The organism is Pseudoalteromonas sp. S558, from assembly GCF_005886635.1.
In the GTDB taxonomy this organism is placed as follows: domain Bacteria; phylum Pseudomonadota; class Gammaproteobacteria; order Enterobacterales; family Alteromonadaceae; genus Pseudoalteromonas; species Pseudoalteromonas aliena.
The window spans coordinates 1-17,948 of record NZ_PNDU01000018.1; the positions used below are offsets into that span (position 1 = coordinate 1).

13 protein-coding genes are annotated in these 17,948 nt (G+C 37.5%); 5 read left to right on the forward strand and 8 right to left on the reverse strand.

Going from position 1 to position 17,948, the window contains the following annotated elements; translation table 11 throughout:
• Nucleotides 1–329 precede the first annotated feature (329 nt).
• From CWB66_RS01435 to CWB66_RS01455, 5 genes are all read left to right on the forward strand, one after another.
• Nucleotides 330–719, forward strand: coding sequence for a YkgJ family cysteine cluster protein (locus CWB66_RS01435; protein WP_138584059.1), 390 nt, complete (start codon nt 330–332; stop codon nt 717–719).
• A 148-nt stretch (nt 720–867) separates the two neighbouring features.
• The gene (locus CWB66_RS01440; protein WP_138584060.1) at nt 868–2,358 is read left to right on the forward strand and encodes a SulP family inorganic anion transporter; all 1,491 of its coding nucleotides are present in this window, start codon (nt 868–870) and stop codon (nt 2,356–2,358) included.
• Between the two features lie 10 nt (nt 2,359–2,368).
• Nucleotides 2,369–3,220 (forward strand): universal stress protein, encoded by an 852-nt coding sequence (locus CWB66_RS01445; protein WP_138584061.1) that lies wholly within the window; start codon nt 2,369–2,371, stop codon nt 3,218–3,220.
• A 428-nt stretch (nt 3,221–3,648) separates the two neighbouring features.
• A complete protein-coding gene (locus CWB66_RS01450) occupies nt 3,649–5,127 on the forward strand; it encodes a PAS domain-containing sensor histidine kinase (RefSeq protein WP_138584062.1) in 1,479 nt (492 codons plus the stop codon).
• Between the two features lie 27 nt (nt 5,128–5,154).
• The gene (locus CWB66_RS01455; RefSeq protein WP_138584063.1) at nt 5,155–6,855 is read left to right on the forward strand and encodes a two-component system response regulator; all 1,701 of its coding nucleotides are present in this window, start codon (nt 5,155–5,157) and stop codon (nt 6,853–6,855) included.
• A gap of 75 nt (nt 6,856–6,930) precedes the next feature.
• On the opposite strand, the gene CWB66_RS01460 is transcribed toward CWB66_RS01455, so the two are convergent.
• The 8 genes from CWB66_RS01460 to acnD all read right to left on the reverse strand — a co-directional run bounded on the left by CWB66_RS01460 (nt 6,931) and on the right by acnD (nt 17,823).
• Nucleotides 6,931–7,377, reverse strand: coding sequence for a response regulator (locus CWB66_RS01460; RefSeq protein ID WP_138584064.1), 447 nt, complete (start codon nt 7,375–7,377; stop codon nt 6,931–6,933).
• Nucleotides 7,374–8,828 (reverse strand): sensor histidine kinase, encoded by a 1,455-nt coding sequence (locus CWB66_RS01465; protein WP_138584065.1) that lies wholly within the window; start codon nt 8,826–8,828, stop codon nt 7,374–7,376. The genes CWB66_RS01460 and CWB66_RS01465 overlap by 4 nt, the downstream gene beginning before the upstream one ends.
• 638 nt (nt 8,829–9,466) lie before the next feature.
• Nucleotides 9,467–10,546 (reverse strand): hypothetical protein, encoded by a 1,080-nt coding sequence (locus CWB66_RS01470; protein ID WP_138584066.1) that lies wholly within the window; start codon nt 10,544–10,546, stop codon nt 9,467–9,469.
• Nucleotides 10,547–10,568: 22 nt separating this feature from the next.
• Nucleotides 10,569–12,428, reverse strand: a complete 1,860-nt coding sequence (locus CWB66_RS01475) for an HSP90 family protein (protein ID WP_138584067.1) — start codon at nt 12,426–12,428, stop codon at nt 10,569–10,571.
• Nucleotides 12,429–12,681: 253 nt separating this feature from the next.
• The gene (locus CWB66_RS01480; protein ID WP_138584068.1) at nt 12,682–13,047 is read right to left on the reverse strand and encodes a hypothetical protein; all 366 of its coding nucleotides are present in this window, start codon (nt 13,045–13,047) and stop codon (nt 12,682–12,684) included.
• Between the two features lie 323 nt (nt 13,048–13,370).
• Nucleotides 13,371–13,772 carry a hypothetical protein gene (locus CWB66_RS01485; protein ID WP_138584069.1) on the reverse strand — a complete coding sequence of 134 codons (402 nt, stop codon included), beginning with the start codon at nt 13,770–13,772 and terminating at the stop codon, nt 13,371–13,373.
• Between the two features lie 263 nt (nt 13,773–14,035).
• A complete protein-coding gene (prpF, locus tag CWB66_RS01490) occupies nt 14,036–15,202 on the reverse strand; it encodes a 2-methylaconitate cis-trans isomerase PrpF (RefSeq protein WP_138584070.1) in 1,167 nt (388 codons plus the stop codon).
• A gap of 11 nt (nt 15,203–15,213) precedes the next feature.
• Nucleotides 15,214–17,823, reverse strand: a complete 2,610-nt coding sequence (gene acnD / locus CWB66_RS01495) for a Fe/S-dependent 2-methylisocitrate dehydratase AcnD (RefSeq protein ID WP_138584071.1) — start codon at nt 17,821–17,823, stop codon at nt 15,214–15,216.
• Between the last annotated feature and the right edge of the window lie 125 nt (nt 17,824–17,948).

Here is a 17,948-nt window from a genome sequence, read left to right on the forward strand (position 1 = left end):
CAATCTAATTAACCTGAACTCTGAATAATAAATCTATCTCGAGCAGCTATTTTCAGCGCTAACTGCGTTGAATTTACTTGCAATAGGCCCGCTATTGACGCGTAAATTCGCCTTGTTTTCACTGAAAATCTCTGGCTAAAGAAAATAAATTTAAATATCATCATGATTCAATACGTTAGTAAATCTCTTAACCAGAGCTCAGGTTAACTAAATTGCGACTCCTGTAAGCTTACAGAGTAATTATATACTCAACTGACATCTAAAAATAAATTCAGTGCTACACTCATAGCTATTCTAAGCCCGTTAACAGCCAACTAAATTAGTCAATTATGAAACAATGCAATCAATGTGGTAAATGCTGTACTAAATACGGCGGTGGTGATTTAAGTGCATCAAAAGAAGAAATTGATTTATGGGAGCTTTTTAATCCTGAAATTTTTGAATACGTTAAAAACAACGAGATTTGGTTCGATCCTAAATCAGGGGTAAGATTAACCACATGCCCTTTTTTAGAACTTGCGCCTAAAAAAGACCCACTCGCTAGAAATATGTACACATGCAGTATCTATCTAGACAGACCAGAAGATTGCCGTCATTACCCTAGCCTAATTTCCGAAATGATTCGCGATGAGTGCGAAATGATTGAGCCTATTGATATAAAAAACCAAACTAGAGCACAAATTAAACTCGATGTGCTAATGATCGACAGCCGTTCATAAAAATAGATAGCACCTATCTATAATACTATAAATCCAATCACTCCTGCTTCATTCAAGTAAGCATGATACGTTATCGCCCGCTACACTATATTTGCTCTGATTCTATACACACTCCCTTTATTTGGGGGAAACTAAGTAGGTTATTTATATGCTCGAACACATAAAAAGAGACTGGCTTTGTAATATTCGTGGCGATGTACTCGCTGGTATTGTTGTGGCGCTAGCCTTAATACCTGAAGCAATTGCCTTTTCTATTATTGCAGGCGTTGATCCAAAAGTTGGCTTATACGCCTCATTTTGCATCGCGGTCATTATTGCCTTTGTAGGCGGACGACCAGGCATGATATCGGCCGCAACCGGCGCAATGGCGCTATTAATGGTGACGCTGGTGAAAGATCATGGCCTTGAATACTTACTTGTTGCTACCTTACTCACCGGCGTACTACAAATATTTGCAGGCTTTTTAAAGCTCGGTGAATTAATGCGGTTTGTATCGCGCTCTGTTGTAACAGGTTTTGTAAACGCATTGGCTATTTTAATATTTATGGCGCAATTACCTGAGCTTACTAATGTTACGTGGCATGTGTATGCAATGACGGCGGCGGGCTTAGGTATTATTTACCTCTTCCCGCACATTCCAGCTATTGGTAAAATTATCCCCTCTCCTTTGGTCTGTATTGTTGTTATTACATTGGTTTCACTGTTTTTAGGGCTTGATATAAGAACCGTGGGCGACATGGGCGATTTACCCGACACTCTCCCTATATTTTTATGGCCAGATGTACCGCTAACACTTGAAACGCTGCAAATTGTTTTACCCTATTCAATTGGTCTTGCCGTTGTGGGCTTACTTGAGTCGATGATGACCGCAACTATTGTCGATGATTTAACCGATACAACGAGTGATCGTAATAAAGAGTGTAAAGGTCAAGGTATTGCAAACATTGGTGCCGGTTTATTTGGCGGTATGGCCGGTTGCGCTATGATTGGTCAATCAATTATTAATGTTAAGTCCGGCGGACGTGGGCGACTCTCAACTTTTACTGCCGGTTTGTTTTTAATCATCATGGTGGTATTTTTAGATGAATGGCTGCGCTTAATCCCTATGGCAGCATTAGTTGCGGTAATGATTATGGTATCGATTGGTACATTCTCGTGGGCATCGGTTAAAGATTTAAAAAAGACCCCCCTTTCGTCAAATGTAGTGATGATTTCCACTGTTATTGTGGTTGTTGCTACGCATAATTTAGCGATTGGTGTTTTAGTTGGCGTGTTGCTAGCCACCTTGTTTTTTGCCAATAAAATTGGCCGTTTTATGCTCGTTAAAACCAAGCATGATGAAAGCAGCGATCAAATAATCTATGAAGTCGTTGGCCAAGTATTTTTTGCCTCCGCTGAGCAATTCATTGCGTCGTTCGATTTTAAAAATGCGGTTACCAACGTGATTATTGATTTAACCCATGCCCACTTTTGGGACATAACGGGGGTATCGTCTCTTGATAAAGTGGTTATTAAGTTTAGGCGAGAAGGTGCAACGGTTAACATTATTGGGATGAATAGCGCAACCGAAACCGTTATCGATAAATTTGGTGTACATAACAACCCTGAAGAAGTTGAAAAACTACTTGGCGGACATTAAGGAGCATGTAATGACTAAAATAATTACCTACGTGGATGGCTCAGCCATAACTAAAAATGTAACTGAAGCCGCTATTTGGGCTTCAAAAAAGTTAAATAAACCCATTAGTTTTGTTCATACAATTGAAAAAAAACAGCAAACTAATATTGGCGACTACTCTGGTAGCATTGGCTTAGGTGCCCATTCAATTTTACTTGAAGAAATGACCAAGCTTGACGAACAGCGCTGCAAAGTGAGTTTAAAAATGGCTGACGAATTATTGCACTTTGTAAGCGAGCATGCAAAATCGGCAGGTATCACCGATTTTGAATTAATTAAGCGCCACGGTGATTTACTCGATGCCGTTATAGACTTTACAGATGATACGCGCCTTATTGTTATTGGCCAAAATGGTGCGGGGCATAGTAATAGCCTAGCGGTACTTGGCTCACACATAGAAACCTTAGTGCGCAATGCAACTCAACCTATTTTGCTTATTCCTGAAACATTTAAACAGCCTAGGTCATTTATGATTGCTTACGATGGCCGTGAAACTGCCGATAAAGCGCTGCAACAAGTAATTGAGGGCGGCTTATTGCATGGCTTACATTGTCATTTAGTGAGTATTAAAAATAACGAAAAAGACCTTGAAGAAAAGTTTGTTAACGCGCAGTACACACTCACCAGTATGGGTTTTGAGGTGTCGGCCAGCTTTTTAGAAGGCAATATTTTTGACTCGTTAATACGATACAAAGAGCAAAATAATGTAGGTTTAATTGTAATGGGCGCATTTGGGCATTCTAAACTAAGGCAATTTTTTGTAGGCAGTAACACCACCAAAATGCTTGAAAATAGCGATGTACCCATCGTAATTTTAAAATAATACATAAAGGGGGGTTATCGTTTGCAGTTAAACTTGTAGTGCTGCTCCCCTGTACCAAAGCACCTCACGAATAACCTGTAAAACAGATCGTTAATTTGATCCCAAAACCCCTATCTAAAGTTAATTTATGAAAAGTAAATTATTTCTGCATTATAAAAATAATCAACTACAATCAGTTAATGGCTTGTTATGTAAAATTTGGCGTAAGAAGATGATTTAACCGAAGTTATACTAAGGCCTGTTGACCTTTGAGGATTAATATTTGTTCTATATAGGCTCAGTCTTACCTAAAGGCCAAACAGACGGCTGCAAATGCAACCCCGAAAGATAAACAAGCACGAATGTAAAAACCATCCTTTGGTGCCGCAATTAGCTTTAAGCTTAAATGCTAAAAATCAATACGCCTTATTACATTTAAAGGAATTTAGATGCCTAATACAAAAAGCTATATTGAAACAACGCCATTATTAAATGACAAGCAAAAGAGTGTTTTTTTTGATAGTGAGATTCAAAAAAGCTTAGATAATTTCATAGAGCTAGTTATTAAAATTTTTGACGCTACAGCATGCTCTGTCCTAGCAAGCCCAATTCAAACCCCAATAGAATTATGCCAACGTGGCTCAAAAATAACGTTAACTAAAGACGACTTAAAAAACAGTTCAAATACCACAGTAAATATAAACTCCAATATATTAAGAGTTGTTACGCCTATTAATTTGCCCTCACATGTTCAATTTGGCTGGATAGTATTTGAGCGTCAAAGTGATATCGCCTTTACAGAAAAAGAAAAATCAATATTCTCTACGTTAAAAAATGGCTTAATAAATCAATTAGCTCAGCGACGTCGCCTACTTGAGGCAACGGATAATGTCGAACTTCAATTAATGATTTCCGAGCTAAATAAAGATTTAGTCTGCATAAAAGATGAACATTTTAAAATAGTGTATGCAAATGATGCATTTAAGAATATGTACCCTGAGAATATGCAAAACAACATCATCGACTGCACTACTGTTGAAAATTATGAAGATGATAAAGCTAAAAATTTTTTAGCCCAAGACAAAATAGCTCTGCATTGCGGTTTTAGCCAAATAGTCGAAAACCTCTGTAGGCCAAACGGTTCAAGCTTTACCGCTGACACAGTCAAGCGGCGTTTTGAGGATAGATTAGGCAATTTATATATTCTTACGGTCAGTAAAGACATAACTAAAAAAGAGCAGTTAATCAATAAAATAGAAGCAGCACAGAGTGAACTCGATGAGTTTACAAGTATTGCTTCTCATGACTTAAGATCGCCATTAAATGCAATAAAACGTTTACTAGAGTGGATTTCAGATGATTGCAAAGACATGCTTCCCAAAGAGCACCTTGAAAACTTTCAGCTAGTCATAAATCGTACTAATAGAATGCAGGTGTTATTAGAAGATCTACTGAGCTATTCGAGAATAAATGGTTGTGATGGTACGCTGGCAAATATATCTTTAGACGCTATCTACTTTGATATCAAAGAGTTATTGGACCTCCCAAAAACACTCACCGTTAATATTAACGCGAATAATCAATTAATAACCATACCTGTTATCCCTTTTAAAATCGTAATTTCAAATCTTATAGGTAATGCCGTTAAGCATAATGATAAAAAAAATCCTATTATTGATATTTCGTTACTCCCCGATGAAAATTACTATGTTATTGAAATAAAAGATAATGGCCCAGGAATAGAACCTAAATACTTTTCTCTCATTTTTAAATTATTTCAAACTTTACAATCTCGTGATGACGTAGAGGGCAGCGGTATTGGGCTGTGTATCGCAAAAAAGCATATTATGAATTACGGCGGCAAAATCGAAGTAACTTCTGATGGAAAACTTGGCAGTACATTTACTGTTTACTGGCCTAAAAAATGATTTTATTTAGAGCACATTGAGGTACTTATGTATATATTAATAGTTGATGACGACTTAGTAGATCGAAAATTAATTAGAAAAATGCTGATTTCCGATGGTGCTCAACTTCATGACATTACTGAGGTAACGTGTGTGCTTGATGGCTTTCAAGCCATTGAAAAAACTTATTTTGATGTAATACTACTCGACTACAATATGCCTAAAGAAGACGGTATTGAAATGCTTATCGAAATGCGAGCAAAACCTAAACTTGGCAATACTGCAATTATTATGATCAGCTCCTCTGAAAACTCAAGCGTAGCAATTGAATGTATAGAGGCCGGAGCTCAAGACTTTTTACCCAAAGGTGATATAACGCGAAGCAGCTTAAATAAAGCACTTATATACGCAAAAAAACGTTTTGAAGCGGAGCAACGTATGCACGACAGCTACCTCGCTGTAAAATATATGGCAGAAAGAGATCAGCTTACGGGGCTATCCAACCGATACCATTTTGAAGAAGTTTTAAAAGTAATGATCGCGAATAATAAACGAACTAAAAACTGTGTTGCGCTATTAGCTTTAGATTTAGATAACTTCAAAAATATAAACGATACATTAGGGCACAACATTGGCGATGAAATATTAATACAAACGGTAACTAGAATAAATAATTGCCTGCGACGCGATGAAGGCTTTGCTAGACTCGGGGGAGATGAATTTGCCGTTATAATCGGCGGTATTTGCAATATAAATCAAATTGGTATGATAGCAAACAGAATACTGGCTAAAGTCTCTGAGCCTTTTGTATATAATGGTATAGCTATTAACTGTAGTGTCAGTATTGGCAGTGCAGTATACCCAAATGACGCAATTGAAGCACACGAATTACTAAAGTGCGCTGACATTGCTATGTATCGTTCAAAACAAAGCGGGAAAAGTAAAATTAGTTTTTACAAAGCACAATTTCAATACGAATTTAGCCGCCGCGTCGATATTCAAAATAGTATTAAACATAATCTAGAGAAAAAGAATTTTCGGCTATTCTATCAACCTGTTTTTTGTTCAAAAACTCAAAGAATATCAGGAGTTGAAGCGCTGATCCGCTGGCCAGACACCGAGGTTAGTTATACCCCTGACGAGTTTATTCCTATCGCTGAGGAATGTCGACTAATAGAAGCCCTTGGCGAATGGATTATTTCTACTGCTTTAGAGCAGCTATCAGCTTGGCAACAAAGTTACCAAATGCCATTAACGCTATCAATCAACATATCACCGGTGCAGTTACAAAAAGACACACTATTAACGTATTTATTAGCCGCCGTAGAAAAAAACGATATAAAAGTATCTAATGTTATTCTTGAAATAACTGAAACTGCTTTTATGGAGGACAGCAAAGAGGTTATTGATATATTAAATACGCTGTCGAATAATGGCTTTAGAATTGCTTTGGATGATTTTGGCATGGGCTACTCATCCATATCTCACCTGATGTCCTACCCAATTGACATAGTAAAATTAGATAAAAGCATACAACCATTGGATGATAATAATGATAAACGATTAAAAATAATTGAAGGATTATCGTTAATGCTCAAAGCACTGGATTTTTCTGTTGTGGCTGAAGGTATTGAAACCCCAACGCAACATGCACTTTGCAATACATTGGGAATTGATTACTTACAAGGGTTTTTATTTGCAAGGCCGATGCCTGCACACGAAATAAACCTGTTGCTTCAAGGTCAATAGGTCAATAGGTCAATAGGTCAATCAAACTTAGTAACTTCATAAAATTAAAGTAACGAATTATTGATAAAAACTCATTCAACTTTCAACTAAATGGTTACCGATAACGGTCAATACTTTTTCTTTTAGATCTTCAGCTTGAAAATCTCCTTTGACTAAATAGCCTTTAACAAAATCATATGCCATGATTATCTCTTTTTCTTCTTCTCTTTCAGATGAGCTAAACATCATAACCACACAGGAGCTTATTTCTATTATTTTTCTCAGTTCAGCAAACTCTTCTAAAAATTGCATCCCGTTAACTCTTGGCATATTGATATCTAAAAAAATTAAAATGGGAGGAAAATCGCCTGGATATTCTTGTCTGTTAGCTTCATAATTTTCTAAAAATTCTAACGCTTCTTGTCCATCATTTTTCTCAAAAATAGTGAGTTCCAAATTAGCTTCTTTTATTAGTCTTTTAAGGATATAGCGGTCGACCTCGTTGTCATCAATAATTAATATAGGTGGTTTGGTTTTTTTCATTTTAGTGTATCCATCGGTATTATTATTTTAAATGTAGTCCCTTTATTAGAACTTTGTAATGAAATTTCTCCGTTTAAGTACTCAACATGTTTTTTTACAAGTGCCATCCCAAGCCCTGAACCGCTACTGGTTTCAACATGAAATCGTTTAAACATATCAAACACTTCACTCTGATGCTTCTTCGGTATTCCGATCCCATTATCAGTTACAATAATAATAAGCTGTTGCAGCTCATCGTGTATATCACAGTTAACGAAGGGTGAAGCGTTATCTCGGTCGTAATATTTCAATCCGTTTGATATTAAGTTTTCAATAATTTGGGCAAAGCGCGCCTTTTCTGACCTAATTGGTGTTGATAGATTAACACTGGTATTTAGAGTACATGGATTATCCTTCATCAACCAAGTTAACCGCTCTTTCATATCAATAAATATTTGCTCAAAATCAATGAAATCTTTTTCTTCATTGCCTATTTCGGCCTTGGCTAATAATAAAATATCAACAACCAGAGTTTCTAATTTTTCCATCTGCTGATAAATAATGCGTGCGTTATTGCTTGCTTCCTCAATGTCCCCTGCTTTGATATCTTGAATTACAAATTGAGCCAACGATTTAGCGCCCGATAACGGTGATTTAAGATCATGAGATGCCCGATAAGCAAACTGTGCAAGCTCATCATTTGCTTGTTGGAGTGAGGCTGTCTGGCTATTTACAATCGCTTTTAGCTCAAGACTGCTCTCGATGTTTAAAATCTCACTTTTGATTCGGTGCCTAGCCGCAATGACTAGTGCTTTTAATTCTCCACTCGTCTTCTTATCAAGCTCATCATCCAAATTAATATTATCTTCAGGTTTACTTAATAAAAGCTTGGTTAAATTACGAATAGAACTTGATATGGTGCGCGATAGATAACTTATAAAAATAATATTAAAAAGAGATATTATTAAAACCAGTGGTATTAAAGTCATTAATATAAACGACACCGTCTTTCTGATTGGTTCCTCAAACACCTCCGAATGTTGATTAAAACCATCAAGTGCCGCATTCATACTGATTAAAAAATCGTCTTTATTAAGCCTGTCGTTTTTATACTGCTGAACAAGCAGTAATGCACTATCAGCAATTTTAATGTCATCTTCGCAAATCGTTATTGCTTGATCGGTTTTAATTACTTTCATTATAATGCGATTCAAATGATTTATTTCATTTAAGCAATCAATAGGTTGCTGCTTAATTGCTAATATATCTGATTCTATGGTTTGTATATCTACAGGGGCATCACTTGCTATTTTTCTAACGGATTTTGTTAACTGATTAATATACTTTAAATGAAGAAAATTAAGCTGATGAAACTTAGCCCCTTTCGCTATCTCAAAAGCAGAAAAAACCGTAATGCTTATTTCAAACGTAGTCAACAGCACAATTAGCATCAGCTTGTTAGAAATATTCATGAATTACTAAACCTATTTTAATTATTAGTCGATGGTTTACTGCTATGACATCATATTTATCATCGCTTTTTGGGGTCTGTTGGCCTTTACGGATTAAAACTTGTTCTGTCTAGGGTGAGCCCAAAAGGCAGCACATGTTTGGCATATGTGCTGCCTTATCACCAATTTATAAGAAATCACCCGATAGGCGCTACCTTGTCTAAAAACCAAACATTATGCTGTAAATTCAACCCAGAAAGATAAACATGTCTAAGTATTAGGTATAGCAGGCATTACTTTTTTTGCTAGGCGGGGTATTAATTTGACCTGTACCCTAGATAATAAATCTATTTCAAGTTGCTAGTTTCAGCACTAACTGTATTGAATTTATTTATGATACTAATTCGCTCAATTAAGTGTTCTATTTTTAGGTAAGAAAATCGTGTCGATAGCAATGCAAGAATTTCGTTATTTAGTTGTTATCACTAATTGCTTCTGCATTGCTCTACCCTTTACATACAGCCGCTATAAATAACTTTAATAATATGAGTTGGTGATTTACTTATTTAAAATGATCATGCTTTCAATAAATAATATTAAAACCCGCAGCCTTACGAAATATGTTCTAAACGAAGCTAGACTGTATGTATAAGTTCAACTTAAGCTTTGATCATTGCTAATTTTTTTTCTATCTGATCTTGGTAAAACTTATTGTCATTGCGCCTATCAAAAGCCTCTGCAATCTCTAGCGCTTTACTATAAAAATAATCAAAAAGAGCTTGAGGATTATAATTCCCACTTTCATTAAATAGCTCAAAACTTTTAGGCATAGCTAATAGTAATGACGTTTTACCATCTAAGTGTACTGATTTTAACAACATAGAAACACCAATAAAATATTGATAGTGGCCTCGTTGGTCTATATTTTTAAAAAGCCAATCGTAATGATTAAGTACTCTATCCATGCCAGTTTCAATCAACTGATGAATAGCACAGTATTGTATTTGTAAGCCAATTTGATGCAAAAACTTTGAGTTATCACGAACTAATTGATATCCAGATGTTAGAAGCATTTTCCCTAAATCAGCGTTGCCTAATCGACTTGCACTAATAAGCAGCTCAGGTAAAGTTAGATGGGGTACTTCGGCACAGCTTTGACTGCCTTGGAGCAGTGGGAGCGCAGCATTCACAGCTTCTGAATCTCTATTTAAAGCTACAAGCAACACCACCATAAAGTGAACTTCACAGGCTGCGCAATCAGCAAAGCGATCATTTTCTAATCCTTGGCTAACTTGCAGCTGTTGAAGGCTTTTTTCGAGTTCACCTGTACTTAAATACAGTTGAGCATTCATATAATGTACAGGCCTTAAACTATACCCAGCTTGCGTATAATGCCGCTGCATATTATCCATTAACAGCTCTAACTTCGAACGACTGATAGAATGAAAACCAATTGCACAGTCAATTACATATTTATATTTCCACAACATATTAGCCAAAGGGAACTGCTCTGGAAATTTTTCACATTGCGCAATACACCAACCGAAATTTACCAATGCCTTTTCTGGATGTCCCGCAAAAGCGGCATCTTCAATTAAAGAAACACGAGATTTATATTTCAGCTCAATGTCATTACTCTTATCTGCCAACAAAATAGCTTGCTCACCTAGCTTGATCTTAATGGGATCACCGTCTTTTAAACGGCTAGCTTCGAGCATTAATTCATTTACAGTGCTCATATCATTTTCCTTAAATAATGGCTTAATGTTGAGTGTAACTATTATCTTGAAAAGTTAAACTGGTTGTCATCATCGATATCAGACCCGAGTTCAAAATATCCATTTCATTTTCGTTTAATGGAAAATGCCCCATTAAAAGAGATTGTACATAAATTATTTTTAAGCACTGCTGCAACTTAGATAAATCTTTACAATGAATTAGTGATGTAATTAGCTCATGGTTTGCATTTAAACATAATTCAGAAAACATGTAGCTTTCTATTGGTTTTGTTACAGTATCAATAATGTCAGACCATAATTCATCACTTTCAACTTGATTTATTTTTGCACTTTTTACAAAGTATTGCTTTTCACAACTAATATAAAGTGAGGGTACTTGCTCTGGTTGGAATTTTTTAACACTTATATTAGGACAAATCTCACTCATGGCCGTTTTTGCCTTATTTATGAAATCAGCTAACTGATAAGGATCTATCTCAGTCTCCTCAAGTTGCCCAACTAAACTTTGCGGATCTAATATCTCTATTTTGATTTTACTGAGGTGTGCATATAAATTTAGTATTTCAGTACAATAAGAATATCCAGCATTGATCAAACACTCTTGCTTTGCACCCGATATTTGAGCAAACTGACGGAAACTATCTACACTTTCAACGTAGGTGATATTTTTATATTTTTCAATGTATTGACCTAAAGTCATGCTTCCTAAATTTGTTTCGAACTTAAGAAAGGGAGATATTTTCAAACAAAAATAATGATTGTCTAAAACGAGTGATTTTAACGCCATTTGGTGACAACTAACAAAATGCTGAAACTTATTGGGTTCATTTTCAGCTATATTCACAAGGTAACTTATTAATTGCTCGCCAAGCTCTTCTTTGGCTTCGAGTAATGTTGCATCCTCATACAAAGCCTCTCGAGAGGCTGTTGGCCTCAAATCATCTGCATTAATTATCGTACGCACAAAAAAAGCCCAATCAGGTAAAATATTTTGAGCACTTTTAGTTAGTCGCATCCCTTTCAAGTGAATCATGTGCTTCTGTTGGTGCTCTGTGGTCGCATGCGAAATAATATAACCCAGTCCTCGCACCTTGCCTGCTTTCGTTTTCAACGCGAGAGTGTCAAAAAAAGGACCTCGAAAATATTTTTCACCTATTAATATTGCTCTATCAACAAATTCATTTTTTGATAAACTCCCCCAATGCCAAGGTGGCTCTAAAGGATTTATTCGAACATTACTTTGTAAAGTAGTATTCAATGTAATCTCATAAGGTAAGTAGCTTGCATAATATTGCATCCAATGCCGCAGTGAAGCATCAGTAAAATAGTCTTCCCCTTCTGTCTTAGCTGTTAATATTACACGAGTCCCTATTTCCATCTGTTGTTCAATTTCATCTAATTGATAAGTGCCATCCGGATTTCCTTGCCACTGAAACACTCTATCTTTTTGCTTTATACTTCGTGTTTGTAGGCAAATGTTATTTGAAACCATAAAACAGGCCAGCAAGCCAATACCAAACTGACCAATATAGTCATGAGCTTTTTTATTTAATAATTCTTTCTTAGATGATTCGCCTATAACAGCTAAAAACTGATGTATTTCAGCTTCAGTTAAACCACTTCCATTATCTTCTATAACGAGTTGTGGTTGACTGTGTGTTAACGTTTTTGGGAGTAACGTTATACTAATTTTACCCTCTAGATTATTTTGTGACTCACCGTAATTATATCTTGCTGAAATTGCATCCGTGCTATTTTGTAATAACTCTCGAATAAAAACATGGGGGCCGCTGTATAAATGCTTCGATAATATATCTATAATGCCCGATAAGTTTACCAAAAACCTTTTTTCAACACTGTCTACTGAAGTTGTCATATTCATCCTTAAATTTCTAATATCTCACTTATCAATAAAGCTACGATTTTTAATAAGACGTAACTCAATAAACAAGCTTGTTTTGTACTAACCAACTTAAATATGGGATTTATTTAACTAGAATAAAATAGCTCTCTTTTTAAAGGTTTTTATACCAAATCGATCTTTACGGTTATTCATGTAAAGCACTACCTTGACCGTTTATAAATAAAAATATCACAGTATGAAAAACCATATTCGGGTTAAAAACACATATGAATTATAAATCAAAAATATAAAGTAAAAAAATAAGCAAAAATACTATCACTATAGGCGTGACTAAATAGAATAAAATATTAGTCAAAACTTTATATTTTTCTCTAAAACGGATAGTACTTTGAAAAATCGAGTCTAATAACGGAAATGTGAATTTTGAACGAAATAAAATAAATAATATAAGGTATATTTCAAGCTTGACTCGGAACCAATATTGCTCTGGGTTATCCGAAAGCGTTACACTCGGATGGCTTTTTATCCCAAGAGAAACACCGGTTATTAAAGCCGATAACGGGAGTAACGCAAAAATTAGAGCAACAGATAAAATAGTTTTATCAATTGAACTTCTTTTTTTAATTAGTTTTTTCATTAACATTATACAATTTACATAAGTATGAGAGTTCTTTGAAAATAAAAACTCGCGTCTTGACGAAAGTGTGATTACTCCCGAAAAGCACAAACTCCAAATACACTCTACCTACGAGTTCTTTATAGAGGCAAGTTACATCCTGTTACTCAATTTTACTTACTTGCACAGGGACGTAGGCCATTAGAGTAGTGCAGGAACAGTTAACAACTCCACACAATAAAAACATTTTAGCTAGCCTAAAAAAGTCACCGTATTATAACGTGATGCTAAAATAGATTATAGTTTACCGATTTACTCAGTAAACTATTAAATCAATTTTTCACTTAATCATTTTCACAAGATTCTAAACCAACCCTATAAGTTGATACGATACCAGAACCACTGTGCTTGTGAAGCGCAGTAAAAGCTTTGTAGCTTGGTTTATAAGAGACAGAATAGTTCATATTTAATTGTGAACCATAATTACCACAACAATTTGCACTTACTGATGCATCCTGATTGACAATTTTAAAGTCTTCCAATTTATGAGTTTTAGCAAAAGCTAATAACTGTTCCGTTTTTTCTTTATATAAAGTACCTACATCGACATCCTCCAACGACTTGATATTTTCCATATAGCTAAGTGACGCAATATCTCTTATTTTGCACGTTTCTTCTGTCGTTGAATCTGTTGCAAATACCAAGGTTGGAGCTGTAATAAGTAATAATGGGAGAAGGGCTTTCATAATGACATCCTATGTAATTAAATTTCCGTGATTAAATTTCGTATAAAACTGATTTTTAGTAATAATATATTTAAAAATCAGTAAAATATTACCAGCAACGTTTTTTCTATTCAATACTTTTAAATGTAATCAATTTTTTAATATAGCCATTTAATACCGTATATTTAGCAAAAACATATTAAGGTCACCTAGTTTGAGCAGATATCACGCCTCTTGCCTACATCCGTGTAGGGAACAAAAAGTAATGGCGTCTGATCACAATATTATTCGGGAACCCTTACAACCCCTTCCATTAATACTCGTGCACTGCGGCTCATGCTTGCCTTAGTAACTAGCCAATTACCTGCAGTATTTTTAGCTTCAGCACCTACTTTTAGGGTGCCCGACGGGTGACCAAAGTTAACTTCACTCAATGCGCCGCCACCAGCGGCTATATTTACGAGTGTGCCTTCAATTGCTGCGGCAGTGCCAATAGCTACAGCGGCTGTGCCCATCATGGCATGATGTAGTTTACCCATCGACATTGCGCGTACTAATAAGTTGATATTGGCAGCCTCAATAATTTTACCGCTAGACGCTTTGTAATGTAAAGGCGCTGCAACAAACGCAACCTTTGGTGTATGTTGGCGAGCTTGCGCTTCATTTATATTAGTAATTAAGCCCATTTTAACGGCGCCATAAGCACGAATGGTTTCGAGCTTTTTAAGCGCTGCAACATCGTTATTTATATCGTCTTGCAGCTCTGTGCCAGTATAATTAATATCAGCGGCGTTAATAAATATGGTAGGAATACCTGCATTTATCATGGTTGCTTTTAAAGTACCAACACCCGGTACTTCTAAGTCATCAACTACGTTGCCTGTTGGAAATAACGCGCCATCGCCATCAGCAGGGTCAATAAATTCAAGTTTTACTTCAGCTGCTGCAAATGTAACGCCATCGAGCTCAAAGTCGCCGGTTTCTTGTACTTCGCCATTTGTCATAGGGACATGCACTAATATGCTTTTTTTAATATTAGCCTGCCACACGCGCACAATAGCAACACCGTTATTAGGTACTCGGTTTTTATCGACCAAACCATTACTAATGGCAAAAGCACCGACTGCTGACGTTAAGTTGCCGCAGTTACCGCTCCAATCTACAAAAGGTTTATCTATAGCCACTTGACCAAACAAGTAATCAACATCGTGTTCGGCTTGCTCACTTTTACTTAAAATGACGGTTTTACTGGTACTTGATGTAGCACCGCCCATGCCATCTGTTTGCTTAGCATACGGATCGGGGCTGCCAATAACGCGCAGTAATAAATTATCGCGCGCCTCGCCTGCTACTTGAGCAGGCTTTGGCAAATCAGTTAAATTAAAAAATACACCTTTACTGGTGCCGCCACGCATATAGGTTGCAGGCACTTTAATTTGCGGTTTAAACATAATGCTTGCCCTTATGCAGATTGTGTTGCTTCTAAAAAGTCTTGTGCAAAGCGTTGTAACACACCGCCAGCTGCGTAAATAGAAAGCTCTTCTTGGGTGTCGATACGGCACTTCATAGGCACAGTGAGTACTTCACCCTCTTTACGGGTAATACTTAAATTAACGGTAGCACCTGGTTTTAAATCACCCGCTACATCGTACGTTTCACTACCATCTAGCTCTAGAGTTTTACGCGTTGTGCCTGCTTTAAACTCAAGCGGTAAAACCCCCATACCAATTAAGTTAGTACGGTGAATACGCTCAAAACCTTCTGCTGCTATTACTTCAACGCCGGCAAGCCTTACACCTTTTGCTGCCCAATCGCGCGACGAACCTTGGCCGTAATCGGCACCGGCTACAATAATAAGCGGTTGTTTACGCTCCATATACGCTTCGATTGCTTCCCACATACGTGTATTAGTGCCTTGTGGCTCTAATCGTGCGTACGAACCTTGCTTAACATTGCCGTTTTCATCAAGCACCATTTCATTAAGTAGTTTTGGGTTTGCAAAGGTTGCACGCTGCGCTGTTAAATGATCGCCCCGGTGCGTTGCGTACGAGTTGTAGTCTTCCTCTGGGACGTTCATTTTGGTCAGGTATTCGCCAGCAGCACTACTTGCCATAATTGCGTTTGATGGCGATAAATGATCCGTTGTAATGTTATCGCCAAGAACTGCAAGCGCACGCATACCGGTCATTGTGCGCTCACCCGCAAGTGCACCTTCCCAATAAGGAGGGCGACGAATGTACGTACTTTCTGGGCGCCAGTCGTAAAGTGGGTCGTTATCTTCACCGTAATCTACGGTTAAATTAAACATCGGCTCGTATACTTTCCTAAATTGCTCTGGCTTAACGCTTTGCTTAATTACTGCATCAATCTCTTCGTCAGACGGCCATAAATCTTTAAGCGTAATATCGTTGCCTTGTTGATCTTGCCCTAGTATCCCTTTTTCAATATCAAAGCGAATAGTACCTGCAATGGCGTACGCAACAACTAAAGGAGGTGACGCTAAAAATGCTTGCTTAGCATAAGGATGAATACGCCCATCAAAGTTACGATTGCCCGAAAGCACCGCTGTCGTGTATAAATCGCGATCGATGACTTCTTTTTGAATAACAGGGTCAAGGGCACCGCTCATACCGTTACACGTTGTACACGCAAAACCAACAATGCCAAAGCCAAGTTGCTCAAGCTCTGTTAATAGGTTTGCATCTTCAAGGTATGATTGCACCGCTTTTGAGCCCGGTGCTAATGAGGTTTTAACCCAAGGTTTGCGCGTTAAGCCTTTTACATTTGCGTTACGGGCAAGGAGTGCAGCGGCAATTACATTGCGCGGATTACTGGTATTGGTACAGCTAGTAATAGCCGCAATAATACATGCGCCGTCTGGCATTAAGCCCTCTTCATTTTCAACGACACCCGAAATACCTTCTTTTGCTAAATCGCTTGTCGATACACGGCGGTGTGGATTAGATGGACCGGCAATATTGCGCCCCACGCTTGATAAATCAAACGTAAGCACACGCTCGTATTTTGCGGTTTTTAAGCTATCGCTCCAAAGGCCTGCCGTTTTTGCGTAGTTTTCTACAAGGGCAATTTGTTCTTCTTCGCGACCTGTTAAACGCAAGTAATCTATAGTTTTATCATCGATATAAAACATGGCTGCAGTTGCGCCAAATTCAGGTGTCATGTTCGAAATAGTTGCTCTGTCGCCAAGTGTAAGCGCATCGGCACCTTCACCGTAAAACTCTAAATAAGTAGATACAACACGTTGTTCGCGTAAGAATTCAGTAATAGCCAGCACAATATCGGTCGCGGTAATACCGGGTTGGCGCTTACCTGTTAGTTCTACACCGACAATATCAGGTAAGCGAATATAAGAAGCACGGCCAAGCATAACACTTTCAGCTTCAAGCCCGCCTACACCCACAGCAATAACGCCCAGCGCATCGACATGTGGCGTGTGGCTGTCGGTACCTACTAGTGTATCTGGGAACGCAATGCCATCTCGGTTTTGAATAACCGGCGACATTTTTTCAAGATTAATTTGATGCATAATGCCGTTACCCGGTGGAATAACATCAATATTTTTAAACGCAGTTTTAGTCCAGTTTATAAAGTGAAAGCGGTCATCATTGCGTCTGTCTTCAATGGCGCGGTTTTTTTCAAATGCATCAGGATCAAAACCGGCATGCTCTACCGCTAGTGAATGATCAACTATTAACTGAGTGGGTACCACTGGGTTCACTTTTGCTGGGTCACCGCCTTTGGCTGCAATTGCATCACGAAGCCCTGCTAAATCAACAAGTGCTGTTTGCCCTAAAATATCGTGGCATACTACGCGCGCCGGATACCACGGAAAATCTAAATCTTGCTTGCGCTCAATTAGCTGATTAAGTGCATCGGTTAACATGGCAGGGTCGCATCGGCGTACTAGGTTTTCGGCAAATACACGTGATGAATAAGGTAGCGTGGCGTATGCACCTGGCTTAATTGCATCTACGGCTTCTTGCGTATCGTAGTAGTCGACATTTGAGCCTGGTAAGGGTTTACGGTATTGGGTGTTATTAATTATGGTCATAATAAATTCGCTAATTGGTGACGGTGTTTGCTCACAGCTAGCGTGTTTAATGAAAAGTTTGAGAAAAACTGCTCGCTAGTGGCTATGTGCAATAAAAAAGTGAAAAGTGAGCACATGCGTGCTCA

What these genes read in the sequence shown, in the direction of transcription:
- CWB66_RS01435 (WP_138584059.1), top strand. Translation starts at nt 330, where the DNA reads ATGAAACAATGCAATCAATGTGGTAAATGCTGTACTAAATACGGCGGT.
- CWB66_RS01440 (WP_138584060.1), top strand. Translation starts at nt 868, where the DNA reads ATGCTCGAACACATAAAAAGAGACTGGCTTTGTAATATTCGTGGCGAT.
- CWB66_RS01445 (WP_138584061.1), top strand. Translation starts at nt 2,369, where the DNA reads ATGACTAAAATAATTACCTACGTGGATGGCTCAGCCATAACTAAAAAT.
- CWB66_RS01450 (WP_138584062.1), top strand. Translation starts at nt 3,649, where the DNA reads ATGCCTAATACAAAAAGCTATATTGAAACAACGCCATTATTAAATGAC.
- CWB66_RS01455 (WP_138584063.1), top strand. Translation starts at nt 5,155, where the DNA reads ATGTATATATTAATAGTTGATGACGACTTAGTAGATCGAAAATTAATT.
- CWB66_RS01460 (WP_138584064.1), bottom strand. Translation starts at nt 7,377, where the DNA reads ATGAAAAAAACCAAACCACCTATATTAATTATTGATGACAACGAGGTC.
- CWB66_RS01465 (WP_138584065.1), bottom strand. Translation starts at nt 8,828, where the DNA reads ATGAATATTTCTAACAAGCTGATGCTAATTGTGCTGTTGACTACGTTT.
- CWB66_RS01470 (WP_138584066.1), bottom strand. Translation starts at nt 10,546, where the DNA reads ATGAGCACTGTAAATGAATTAATGCTCGAAGCTAGCCGTTTAAAAGAC.
- CWB66_RS01475 (WP_138584067.1), bottom strand. Translation starts at nt 12,428, where the DNA reads ATGAATATGACAACTTCAGTAGACAGTGTTGAAAAAAGGTTTTTGGTA.
- CWB66_RS01480 (WP_138584068.1), bottom strand. Translation starts at nt 13,047, where the DNA reads ATGAAAAAACTAATTAAAAAAAGAAGTTCAATTGATAAAACTATTTTA.
- CWB66_RS01485 (WP_138584069.1), bottom strand. Translation starts at nt 13,772, where the DNA reads ATGAAAGCCCTTCTCCCATTATTACTTATTACAGCTCCAACCTTGGTA.
- prpF (WP_138584070.1), bottom strand. Translation starts at nt 15,202, where the DNA reads ATGTTTAAACCGCAAATTAAAGTGCCTGCAACCTATATGCGTGGCGGC.
- acnD (WP_138584071.1), bottom strand. Translation starts at nt 17,823, where the DNA reads ATGACCATAATTAATAACACCCAATACCGTAAACCCTTACCAGGCTCA.